This window comes from Facklamia sp. P9177 (genome assembly GCF_050409585.1).
Classification (GTDB): Bacteria; Bacillota; Bacilli; order Lactobacillales; family Aerococcaceae; genus Facklamia.
The window spans coordinates 141,976-151,205 of record NZ_JBNUPE010000005.1; the positions used below are offsets into that span (position 1 = coordinate 141,976).

11 protein-coding genes and 1 pseudogene are annotated in these 9,230 nt (G+C 37.9%); 8 read left to right on the top strand and 4 right to left on the bottom strand.

Going from position 1 to position 9,230, the window contains the following annotated elements; translation table 11 throughout:
- Nucleotides 1-32: 32 nt before the first annotated feature.
- Both ACQV18_RS04435 and ACQV18_RS04440 read left to right on the top strand, forming a co-directional pair.
- Nucleotides 33-422, top strand: coding sequence for a hypothetical protein (locus tag ACQV18_RS04435; RefSeq protein WP_428873318.1), 390 nt, complete (start codon nucleotides 33-35; stop codon nucleotides 420-422).
- A gap of 219 nt (nucleotides 423-641) precedes the next feature.
- Nucleotides 642-1,598 carry a glycosyltransferase family 2 protein gene (locus tag ACQV18_RS04440; RefSeq protein ID WP_428873320.1) on the top strand — a complete coding sequence of 319 codons (957 nt, stop codon included), beginning with the start codon at nucleotides 642-644 and terminating at the stop codon, nucleotides 1,596-1,598.
- 108 nt (nucleotides 1,599-1,706) lie between these two features.
- Here ACQV18_RS04440 and ACQV18_RS04445 read toward each other — a convergent pair whose 3' ends face one another.
- The gene (locus ACQV18_RS04445; protein WP_428873321.1) at nucleotides 1,707-2,384 is read right to left on the bottom strand and encodes a CpXC domain-containing protein; all 678 of its coding nucleotides are present in this window, start codon (nucleotides 2,382-2,384) and stop codon (nucleotides 1,707-1,709) included.
- A 151-nt stretch (nucleotides 2,385-2,535) separates the two neighbouring features.
- On the opposite strand from ACQV18_RS04445, the gene ACQV18_RS04450 reads away from it, so the two are divergent.
- From ACQV18_RS04450 to ACQV18_RS04465, 4 genes are read left to right on the top strand one after another with little or no spacing between them, the layout of a single operon-like run.
- Complete coding sequence (locus ACQV18_RS04450; protein ID WP_428873323.1) at nucleotides 2,536-3,081, top strand: flavodoxin domain-containing protein; 546 nt, start codon at nucleotides 2,536-2,538, stop codon at nucleotides 3,079-3,081.
- Between the two features lie 17 nt (nucleotides 3,082-3,098).
- Entirely contained in the window at nucleotides 3,099-3,794 is a 696-nt protein-coding gene (gene rpiA / locus ACQV18_RS04455; protein WP_428873325.1) for a ribose-5-phosphate isomerase RpiA, read from the top strand.
- Nucleotides 3,795-3,816: 22 nt separating this feature from the next.
- Nucleotides 3,817-5,115: a pyrimidine-nucleoside phosphorylase gene (locus tag ACQV18_RS04460; RefSeq protein ID WP_428875108.1), complete on the top strand. Its 1,299-nt coding sequence runs from the start codon at nucleotides 3,817-3,819 to the stop codon at nucleotides 5,113-5,115.
- A 25-nt stretch (nucleotides 5,116-5,140) separates the two neighbouring features.
- Nucleotides 5,141-5,695 (top strand): ECF transporter S component, encoded by a 555-nt coding sequence (locus ACQV18_RS04465; RefSeq protein WP_428875110.1) that lies wholly within the window; start codon nucleotides 5,141-5,143, stop codon nucleotides 5,693-5,695.
- A gap of 98 nt (nucleotides 5,696-5,793) precedes the next feature.
- Here the strand turns inward: ACQV18_RS04465 and ACQV18_RS04470 are convergent, their stop codons facing one another.
- Genes ACQV18_RS04470 through pyrF form a run of 3 tightly spaced genes read right to left on the bottom strand, consistent with a single transcriptional unit; the run spans nucleotide 5,794 to nucleotide 8,488 of the window.
- A complete protein-coding gene (locus ACQV18_RS04470) occupies nucleotides 5,794-7,035 on the bottom strand; it encodes an MFS transporter (protein WP_428892622.1) in 1,242 nt (413 codons plus the stop codon).
- Between the two features lie 52 nt (nucleotides 7,036-7,087).
- A complete protein-coding gene (pyrE, locus tag ACQV18_RS04475) occupies nucleotides 7,088-7,741 on the bottom strand; it encodes an orotate phosphoribosyltransferase (protein ID WP_428873329.1) in 654 nt (217 codons plus the stop codon).
- Nucleotides 7,742-7,750: 9 nt separating this feature from the next.
- The gene (pyrF, locus tag ACQV18_RS04480) at nucleotides 7,751-8,488 is read right to left on the bottom strand and encodes an orotidine-5'-phosphate decarboxylase (RefSeq protein ID WP_428892623.1); all 738 of its coding nucleotides are present in this window, start codon (nucleotides 8,486-8,488) and stop codon (nucleotides 7,751-7,753) included.
- Between the two features lie 297 nt (nucleotides 8,489-8,785).
- On the opposite strand from pyrF, the pseudogene ACQV18_RS04485 reads away from it, so the two are divergent.
- Nucleotides 8,786-9,039, top strand: a pseudogene (locus ACQV18_RS04485) (DNA cytosine methyltransferase); the annotation flags it as partial.
- Between the two features lie 55 nt (nucleotides 9,040-9,094).
- On the top strand, nucleotides 9,095-9,230 hold a 136-nt coding region (locus tag ACQV18_RS04490; RefSeq protein ID WP_428892624.1), incomplete at its 3' end, for an AbrB/MazE/SpoVT family DNA-binding domain-containing protein.

Here is a 9,230-nt window from a genome sequence, read left to right on the forward strand (position 1 = left end):
TAAGGATTTATGATTGGAAGGGAGAGATCGTTTTGCAACTTGTTAATAAGCGGTTAACTATTAAAGATTATGAAGACCCATCAGCTTCTTTTATCATTGAACGCTTAGAGCTTCCAGCTACTATTAGTTATTTAGTGTTTGAATTCAATACCTATCTGGGGGATTATGCGATTGACTCATTAATGGCTTATGATTCACACTATAATTTAAGAATCGATATTCAAAATGTTTGTCAAGGTCGACGGATTATTCTAAGTCTTGATGAGTTAGAATCAAGCAGTGGAACACGTCCAGGCATTCTTCCATCAGGTGAGTGGATCTTAGTATTTAAATTGGCTGACCCCATACCCAAGTGCGAGTGGTTGTTCGAGTATTCCATTGAAGCCAAAGAGTTGAGTCAGCCATCACTTAAAAACATCTAACTGTTCTTAGCAATTAAGATGGTTTTAATCTTTAACAATAAACTTAAACACTAATTTATTTATGGGTGTTTAAGTTTATTTTTTTAAAAGGGCACCGTGGGATCGACTGTTTTATGAAAAAATTTTAATAATAGACAGTTTGATGTGAATTTGATATATAATAATAGGACAAGTGACTTGCAAATTTAATTAGCAAGTATTAAGAAATGAGGAATCTTTTTGGTTAGAAAAAATGTAATGACTGTTGTTGTTCCTTGTTATAATGAACAAAAGACAATCCAGCCGTTTATTGAGGCAATTTTAAAAGTTCAAAAAGACCTAAAAGAAGTTGAAATTGAATTACTATTAATAGATGATGGGTCAACCGATCAAACCCTAAATGCTATTAAAGAAGTGGTTCAGCAATATCCAGACAGCATTGAATACCTATCTTTTTCACGCAATTTTGGTAAAGAAGCAGGTCTTTATGCCGGCTTGAAACACGCCAAAGGTGAGTATGTTGCAATTATGGATGCGGATTTACAAGATCCACCGATGATGTTAGTAGATATGTATCGAATGATTCTAGATCCAAATGTCGATGTGGTAGCAACCAGAAGGACTTCTAGAGAAGGCGAACCAGTTGTTCGTTCTTTTTTTGCCCGCCTTTTTTACAAATTGAATAATTTAATTTCGCGCCTTGAGTTAGCAGAAGGTACGCGAGATTATCGTTTGATGAAGGCACAAGTCGTAGATGCCGTTGTATCTATGGGTGAGTATAATCGCTTTTCAAAAGGGATTTTCTCATGGGTTGGTTTTAAAGTGAAATATTTAGAATACCCTAATATTAAACGCATTGCTGGTCAATCCTCATGGTCATTTAGAAGTTTGTTCGATTATGCTATCGATGGCTTAATTTCTTTTTCGGACTTTCCATTAACAATTGCTAGTTTCTTAGGTCTTTTCAGTATTGGCACAGCTTTGGTTTGGGGTATCTACTTACTAGTGGCTTTTTTACTTTATCAAGTAAGCGCTTCTGCGATCAGTCTCTTGGCCTTATTAATATTATTTATGGGTGGCTTTCAATTTTTATGCTTAGGTATTATTGGCAAGTACATTTCTAAAATTTTTACCGAAGATAAACGACGACCTATATATTTGGTGAGAGAAGAGAAGCTTTTTGAAGAAGATGACTAGGATAATTATTTAAAAATGAGTCTGATAATATAAAAGAACAGCCTGCACATGCTTGTGTAGGCTGTTCTTGATTTGAGTGTGTAAATTGTTGGGGAATGGTGATAAGACCTATTCTTCATCTAACATTGGCTGACCTGGTCCGGGTTGGTGATTGGCAATATTGCTTGCCCATTCATAGTCCACCATAATAAATTGCCCGAGATAATCGTTTTTTAATTCTTTAGCAAACTTATCAAGAATGAAGTCTGTAAGCGATGGATGGTAATCAACCATAAGCTGCTCATCTTCTGTAAGATAAAGGAATTTATCTTGATTATCTTTGTGAATAAAGAAGCGGTTAAGTACTTTTCGATTCGGTTCTTGTTGAGCAAATAGGCCATCTGTTAATACTTTTACAACTTCCATTACCTGATCATTAAATCCTCGATCAAAAATCTGGATTTTTTCAATCAGTTGAGGGGCTGAAGTTACAACTCTTAAATGATAATCACTAATATCAATCCCTTCCTCAGCTGTCATTAAGCTAAGACCTTTTAATATTTTTTCGCGATTTTCTTTAAAATTAGGTGCTAAATATATCAAAAGCTTGAGTTTTGGATCATGATAGAGAATTTGAGTTTCTATTTGTCTTTTGGCCCCACATTGATCGCATTCAAAGGCTAGAAGCTGACCTTCTAATAGTTGTTGTTTTAATTCGGGGTGTTTTTGACTATTGATAGCAGTTTCGATGATATGTTCCTGCTTAGCTTGGCATACTGGACACTCTAAGTGGATTGTTTGTGGCATTCAATTGCCTCCTTTATCGGATTAATAATTCTAGTATATCAAAAATGAGGAAAGATGCGAAAGAATCATTAATATAATCTTGTAAGCGATTAACACATTGTCTTAAACTGTGCTATAATAGCTAAAGTAATAGGTATAGAGGGGGGAATATATGAAAAGTTTAATTATTTATGAATCACCTTATGGATCTACCTTAATTTATGCTAGAGCCCTCCAAAGAGTCTTTGACTTTCCGATGGTAGCTTTAAGTGAGGTTGATCGAACTACTTTGAACCACTATGATTTAATTATTGTAGGCACCTTTGTTTTCTCCGGAAGGATTTTTAAGTCGACTTTGATTAATCAGTTGATGAATCGCTACCGCGAACCGAGTTGGGTCTTATTCACTGTGGGCATTTCTACCCCAAATCTTACCAACTTTACGAAACTATTAAAAGAAACCTTTACAGCTAGAGTCTATCAACAATTAGCAACCTTTCATTATCGTGGTCGAATTGCCTCTAAGCGCTTTTCTTTAATGTACTTAGCTTCCAAAAGAATGAAGCGTCAACCAGGCACTAGCCTGGATGATGTGATTTTGGGCCCCGAGGAATGGCATTTGTTGGATTATCATGGAGGAACGGCTGAAAAAGAGGATTTAAAGCAAATAGCGAATATGGTAGAGTATATACGTGAAATTGTACAATACATTGGATAATGGAGGAATCGAATAAGATGGAAGAAGCAAAAAAACGAGTGGGCAAATATGCAGCCTCTTATGTTGAAGATGGTATGGTGGTCGGATTAGGGACTGGCTCAACGGCATATTGGTTTATTGAAGAGCTAGGACGCCGTTTCCAAGCAGGAGAACTCAATAATATTTTAACAGTCTCTACTTCTGATCGCTCTTCTGAACAGGCTTTAAAATTAGGCTTACCCTTAAAAGAAATTGAAGATGTCAATCGCATCGATCTGTTAGTAGATGGAGCGGACGAAACAACTCGTCAATTCGCCGGTATTAAAGGCGGTGGTGGTGCGCTTTTGCATGAAAAAATTATTGCTGAAAACAGTGATAAGATTATTTGGATTATGGATGAGAGTAAATTAGTTAACCAATTAGGGAAATTTCCTCTTCCAGTAGAAGTAGTTCGCTTTGGCTCATGGAAAGTTTATGATGCTTTTAAAAGCGCTGGGATGAAACCAAGCTTTAGAAAAATTGAAGATGACAGGCTTTTCATTACCGATTCCGGCAATTATATCATTGACCTCCATTTAGAAGAGATTCCTAATCCCCAAGTGTTGGCAGCCGAGATTAAGTCTAAGGTTGGAGTAGTTGAGCATGGCCTTTTCTTAAATTATGCCGATATCATTCTGGTTGCCCAAGCTGATGGAGAAATTATTAAAATCGAACGTAGTGGTGAAGTAAATTAGACAATATTAAGGATGATGAAGTATGAGAATGGTAGATTTAATCCATAAAAAACAAGAAAATCAAGCATTGACCCAAGCTGAAATCCAATATATTATTAACGGATTTACTAAGGGAGAAATTCCTGATTACCAAATGGCCGCCTTGAATATGGCAGTTTACTTTAATGGCATGAATGCTAAAGAAGTTAGTTATTTGACCATGGCTATGGTTGAATCAGGCGATCAGATCGATCTCTCTGCTATCAAAGGCATCAAAGTAGATAAACATTCGACCGGAGGAGTTGGAGATACAACCACTCTAGTCCTAGCTCCCTTAGTAGCTTCTTGTGGTGTTCCGGTGGCTAAGATGTCAGGGCGTGGTTTAGGCCATACGGGCGGTACGCTGGATAAACTTGAAACAATCAAGGGCTTTAATTTTGAAATCGCTGAAGCTGCCTTTATTGCTCAAGTAAACCAACACCAAGTGGCCGTGGTCGGACAAACTGGCGATTTAACCCCAGCTGATAAAAAGCTGTATGCTTTAAGAGATGTCACTTCTACTGTCCAGTCTATTCCTTTAATTGCATCTTCCATTATGTCTAAGAAAATTGCTTCGGGTGCTGATGCAATTGTCCTAGATGTAAAAGTAGGCGATGGCGCCTTTATGAAGACAATCGAGATGGCCGAAGAGTTGGCCAACACCATGGTTGAAATAGGCAATCATTTAGGTCGTAAAACAGTAGCCATCTTATCTAATATGGATCAGCCATTAGGCTTTGCAATTGGTAATACCTTAGAGGTCAATGAAGCTGTGGAAACCTTAAAAGGTAAAGGTCCGCAAGATCTAACAGAGCTTTGTCTGAATCTTGGAGCACAAATGCTCTTGTCTGCTGAGAAAGTAAAAAGTTTGCCAGAAGGTATTGAAATGTTGCAAGCGCAGATTGACTCAGGAGCAGCCTTAGAAAAATTCCGTGAATTTATTGAGATTCAAGGAGGAGATGCTTCATTCATTGATAATCCGGAACAATTAGGTAAAGCCAAGTATCAAATTCCGTATTTAGCTAAAAAATCAGGTGTAGTTAGTCACTGGGTAGCCGATTTAGTGGGTGAAGCAGCGATGGTTTTAGGAGCGGGTCGTGCGGTTAAAGAAGATGAAATTGATCCAGTAGTAGGAATTGTCTTAAAAGCTAAGGTAGGAGATCCTGTTCAAGAAGGAGATCCACTCGCAATCATCCATTCCAATCGGGAAGATATTGATGACTGCTTGAAGCGACTAGACCAAGCTATTCAAATCGCTGATACAGCCAAAGAATTACCTTTAATTTATAAAACAATTGATTAAAATACGCAAGAAGAAGGAAGTTACTATGTCAAATAACAAAACGTTTAAGTATGTTCAAATCGGGATTTATGCTGCTTTAATCATCGCTGCGATTACCTTTATCCGTGTCCCGATGCCATCCGCCATCTCTAATTCTTTTGTTCATCCAGGGAATGCCTTGGTGATTTTAGCAGTTTTACTAATGGGGTTCAAACGTGGTACGGCTGCTGCTTTAATAGGGCTTTTCCTCTTTGATAGCTTGAATGGTTATTTCTATGTCGTTCATTTTACCCTTTTAGAAAACCTCTTGGTTTTGATTATGGTCTCATTCATATATAATAAATTCTTCCATAAAAAGGATAGTATGAGTCATATTGTGACATTAGGAATCGTAGGAGCATTAACTAAGATTGTATTAATCTTTGGTAAGCATATTATCAATCAAATGATCTTAGGAGCCACATCTTCTGCAGCAATTGCGATGGCGATTTCAGCCATGCCAGCCAGTCTTTTTACAGGACTTGTTACAGCAATTTTAGTGCCAGTTTTATATTTCCCTTTAAAGAAAATTTTCCAACGCTATCATACAATTGGTGAGTAAATTTACCACTTGGGGTTCAGTCTTTAAGGCTGAACCTTTTTAATTGGTAAAATTTAATGGCCCTCGACGCTTTAAGTCGAGGGCTTTACTAAATTGTCTTAAACTTTAGCTGGTTCAAGTGCAGGGCTGTTTGTATGGATGGTTTGATATCTCTCTTGCTTGAGGTTTTTAATCGAAATCATAAAGCAGAAGGATATAATATATAGACTGGCTAGGAAAAACATAACTGCACGCATCGCATAGTTTTCTAAAATCATTCCAATGATGAGAGAAGAGAAACCACCGATTGCACGACCAACATTTAAAATGATGTTATTAGCTACTGCTCTGACTTGAAGGGGGTATAAGCGCGTAACCATAGCGCCATAGCCGGCAAACATTCCATTAACAAAGAAGCCCATTAAAGCACCGCCAAGTAAAAGGCTTAAGGCAGAATGGACATAAGTAAAAGCGAAAACCGAGATAGCTGATAGGATGAGGAAAATGCCATAAACTAAACGTGGACCAAACATATCTAGAAAATAACCGAAGACTAACATACCGATCGACATTCCTACAATAGTAGTAATCATCCAAAGGTTAGAGTTACCCAGGCTGATCCCTAATTTACCTTGCATCATAGTTGGTAACCAGTTCATCATTCCAAAGTAACCAGCAATTTGAACAGAAGTCATCACCATTAAAGCAATGGTTTGATGGGCTAGAGCAGGTGTTTTGAAGAGGTCAGAGATTTTACCTGCTTGTTGACGGTCGACTTTCTGGCTACCACGATCAGTGATTTGATCTTCTTTAATCATAAAGTGCATATAAGCCACTAAGATTAACGGCAGAACACCTAGAGCGAAAAGTCCTCTCCAACCAAAGATGGGTGCAATTAAGCTGGCTAAAACAGCGGATGTAATCGAACCGATTTGTCCCATGACACCATTCAGTGAGGAGATACGACCCATTTTGTTGCTTGGTACAATACCCGCCATGATTGCTAAGGCAACACCGTACTCACCACCAACTCCAATACCAGCTAAGAAGCGTAAAGCTAAAAGGCTATTGATGCTTTGACTAAAGAAGATAAGGGCTGTGGCTACAGAAAAAATTGCGACGGTCCATTTTAATACTTTATATTTGTTATAGCGGTCTGCTAAGACCCCAAAGACAAGTCCCCCAAACAGCATTCCGAAGTTAGTAATGGTTCCAATCCAACCGGCTTGAGTAGAGGAAATATTCAAATCAGCAATAATAGAGGATAGGGAAAAGGCCAAAAACATCACATTGACATCATCTAAACCAGAGGCAATCATTGAAGTAATGAGGGCACGACGATCATAATTTATAGTTTTCATAACAACTCTCCTTAATAAAAGTTCACGGACTTTTTTAATTAATATTTTGACTTTAGTTAAAAGCTTGACTCCAAGCTTGAGGATCTTTGTACCAATTGGCTAAGCTTTGCTTATGACTTGCAAAATCAGGTTTTTGGGTAACCGTATCGATCAGAGTGGCATAATCACTCAAGGTGACTAGCGGGAAAGATTCTTTAGCAAAATTTTGACGACCGGCATCTAATAAGTAATTAAAGATAGCTAGGGCCCCAATCACTTGACCACCAGCATTTTGAACGGCGTGAGCCGCTTTAATGACGCTCCCACCGGTTGAAATCAAGTCTTCAATCATTAGGACTTTTTGTCCTGGATTTAAGTGGCCTTCAATTTGATTGTGCATGCCGTGTCCTTTAGGACTAGACCGCACATAAATCATTGGTAAGTTTAATTCTTGTGCCAAGAAAGCAGCGTGAGGAATACCAGCAGTAGCTGTACCCGCGATCACTTCGACCTGTGCAAAGTTTTCTTTAACGGCTGCTACCATAGCTTCAATTAAAAGCTGCCGGCTTTGCGGATGGCTAATAATTAGGCGGTTATCACAATAAATGGGTGATTTTAAACCGCTTGACCAGGTAAAAGGGGGATCTAAGCTGATTTTAACTGCTTCAATATCCAAGAGGATATTAGCAATCTTTTCTTTACTGCTGGTTTGATGAACGTTTTCCATGATGACCTCCTATTTTAATAATTTTTGTGCTTCAGCTATTTTTTTAACTATGTCCATGTAAGCCGCTTTTGGATTATCTGCCTGGGTAATTGGACGACCAATCACGAGATAATCACTGAGATTTTTAACAGCAGTTTGGACATCAGCGATACGGTGCTGGTCATCCGTACGATTTATCGTTTGTGGGCGTATTCCTGGTGTAATCGTTAGGAAGTTAGTATGAGTGACCTCTTTGATCGCCTTAGCTTCATGGGGTGAGCAAACTACACCGTCAAGGCCTGCTTGGTGACTTAATTTGGCATAGTGTAAGGTTGAAGTTTCTAAACCGGCAGTAATCAGTTGTTCTTCTTCCACTTGTTGGTTAGAAGTAGAAGTCAGTTGAGTGACTGCAATCAAAAGGGGTTCTTTTTGACCAGAAGGTGTCCCTTGTATCAGACCTTCTTTGGCTGCTTCCATCATTTTAAGTCCACCTGCCGCATGGACATTAACCATGGCTACATCCAATTGAGCGAGAATTCGCATGGATCTCATCACGGTGTTAGGGATGTCATGGAGTTTAAGGTCAAGAAAAACAGCATGACCCTGACTGGAAATGGTTTCTAAAAGTTGAGGGCCTCCCAAATAGAAAACTTCCATGCCGATTTTTATATTATGGGGACCTTGGGGTAAAAGCTTTAAAAAGTCTAAGATTTCTTGATCACTGGCAAAATCAAGCGCAATAATGGGTAGTTGAGGATTGAGTTCCATAAAGTCCACCTTTCTAATAAAAAACGCCTAACCACATATTCGGTTAGGCATAAAAGATATATCCATAAAAGCATGCCCAAAGGCATACTCAGGGTGTGGATCTTCTTTCATGCTTCTCTGAACATGTTTAAAGCGATCGTTTCAAATTGTTAAGAGTATAAAATGAATCAAAGGAATTGTCAATAGGAAAATAAACATTAAAAAAATTATGTGTTAAACGTAAATGATAATGTCTCAAGAGAACACAAATCAAAATGTCCCACTATCCTCTATAATAAATGATGAAAAGGATAGGAGGGAAAATTTAGGTATTTAACAGAAAGAGAATGTTTAAGATTAATGGGATTTGATGATAAGGATATAGATATACTTGAAAAGACCCATCCAAGAAGAAAAAATGCACTTCAAGTATTTTATATAAACAAGCTGGTAATTCAATTGTGGTAGATGTATTGGAAGTCATAGTAAATGAGATAGTTAAACAAGAAAAAATAAAGCTAATGAACAATAAGACCTTCTTGTTTTTTTTGTTATATATTCAGTATAATTAAAAGTAGGAAAAGTAGGAGGGATCTAATGGATAATTTTATTGAAAATGCAAAGGTAATGGCTAAGGGACAGGTGACGATTCCAAAGGCAGTAAGGGATCTTATGGGAATTGCTCCTGGTGATCGAGTTAGCTTTCTAGTCAATCAAGGAAAGGTTCAAATAATAAACTCTAAGGATTATTTGTTAGCCTATG

What these genes read in the sequence shown, in the direction of transcription:
- ACQV18_RS04445 (WP_428873321.1), bottom strand. Translation starts at nt 2,384, where the DNA reads ATGCCACAAACAATCCACTTAGAGTGTCCAGTATGCCAAGCTAAGCAG.
- ACQV18_RS04450 (WP_428873323.1), top strand. Translation starts at nt 2,536, where the DNA reads ATGAAAAGTTTAATTATTTATGAATCACCTTATGGATCTACCTTAATT.
- rpiA (WP_428873325.1), top strand. Translation starts at nt 3,099, where the DNA reads ATGGAAGAAGCAAAAAAACGAGTGGGCAAATATGCAGCCTCTTATGTT.
- ACQV18_RS04460 (WP_428875108.1), top strand. Translation starts at nt 3,817, where the DNA reads ATGAGAATGGTAGATTTAATCCATAAAAAACAAGAAAATCAAGCATTG.
- ACQV18_RS04465 (WP_428875110.1), top strand. Translation starts at nt 5,141, where the DNA reads ATGTCAAATAACAAAACGTTTAAGTATGTTCAAATCGGGATTTATGCT.
- ACQV18_RS04470 (WP_428892622.1), bottom strand. Translation starts at nt 7,035, where the DNA reads ATGAAAACTATAAATTATGATCGTCGTGCCCTCATTACTTCAATGATT.
- pyrE (WP_428873329.1), bottom strand. Translation starts at nt 7,741, where the DNA reads ATGGAAAACGTTCATCAAACCAGCAGTAAAGAAAAGATTGCTAATATC.
- pyrF (WP_428892623.1), bottom strand. Translation starts at nt 8,488, where the DNA reads ATGGAACTCAATCCTCAACTACCCATTATTGCGCTTGATTTTGCCAGT.